This window comes from Oleiphilus sp. HI0128, assembly GCF_001635365.1.
On the sequence record NZ_LWGG01000304.1, the window covers coordinates 1 to 1,141 of the forward strand.

A 1,141-nucleotide genomic window follows, 5' to 3' on the forward strand; every position below is an offset into this window, starting at 1 on the left:
CCTACGGTCTGTTTTTCGTCACCACCCTTTTTGGGCGCGTCTGGTGTGGTTATACCTGCCCACAAACTTCCTGGACCTTTATTTTCATGTGGATTGAGGAAAAGGTTGAAGGGAGCAGGAACCAACGAATGAAGCTTGATAAAGCGGAATTCAGCTCTGAAAAGATGATCAAAAAGACCCTTAAGCACACTCTTTGGTTATTGGTCTCCTTTGGCACCGGCCTGACCTTTGTCGGTTATTTCTACCCTATTCGTGAGTTAGTTCCAGATCTGTTCACCTTTAGTGTAGTCGACGCCTGGGCAATATTCTGGATTGGCTTCTTTACAGTTGCAACCTACCTGAATGCTGGCTGGTTACGTGAACAAGTTTGTTTATACATGTGCCCTTATGCACGCTTTCAATCTGTAATGTTTGATGAAGACACACTTGTTGTTTCCTACGACAAAGGTCGTGGAGACCCAAGAGGAAGCCGCAAACGTAATGTTGATTATAAAGAACAAGGCCTTGGCGACTGCGTTGACTGCGGCATGTGTGTACAGGTTTGTCCAACGGGCATCGATATTCGTGATGGGCTTCAGTATGAGTGTATTGGCTGCGCCTTATGCGTCGACGCCTGTGACTCAATCATGGACAAAATGAAGTATGACCGAGGTCTAATCAGCTACACCACTGAGAATGCCCACATCGGTAAGAAGAGCCATATACTAAGACCCAAAGCCATTGCCTACGCTGTATTATTACTCGGCATGATGGGTGCGTTTGCCTATTCCGTTGCAACACGTGTTCCACTAGAGTTAGACGTAATAAAAGATCGGGGCGCTTTATACCAGCTAACGGGTTTAGGTAAAATCGAAAACACTTATATTCTCAAAGTTATGAATATGAGCGATGAACCCCATGATTTTGACATTACCGTCAAAGGCATTGAAGGGATAAAGATTACCACACCCACTACGGTATCCGTGAAAGCCGGAGAAGTATACACTCAACCAACTAGCATAGAAGTCGACCCCATACATATGGAAGTCACNCACTATGATATTGAGATTACCGTCAAGGCTACAGATAACCCAGACTTGGTCGCATCAAGCGAAAGCCGCTTTTTAGGCAGCGCTGAATAAAGCGACACAATAGAAATTAA

1 protein-coding gene is annotated in these 1,141 nt (G+C 45.0%); it reads left to right on the plus strand.

Features of this window, described 5'->3' with window-relative positions; translation table 11 throughout:
• Window positions 1-1,121: cytochrome c oxidase accessory protein CcoG (gene ccoG / locus A3763_RS03875; protein ID WP_156494887.1), on the plus strand; the 1,121-nt coding region annotated here is incomplete at its 5' end.
• Between the last annotated feature and the right edge of the window lie 20 nt (window positions 1,122-1,141).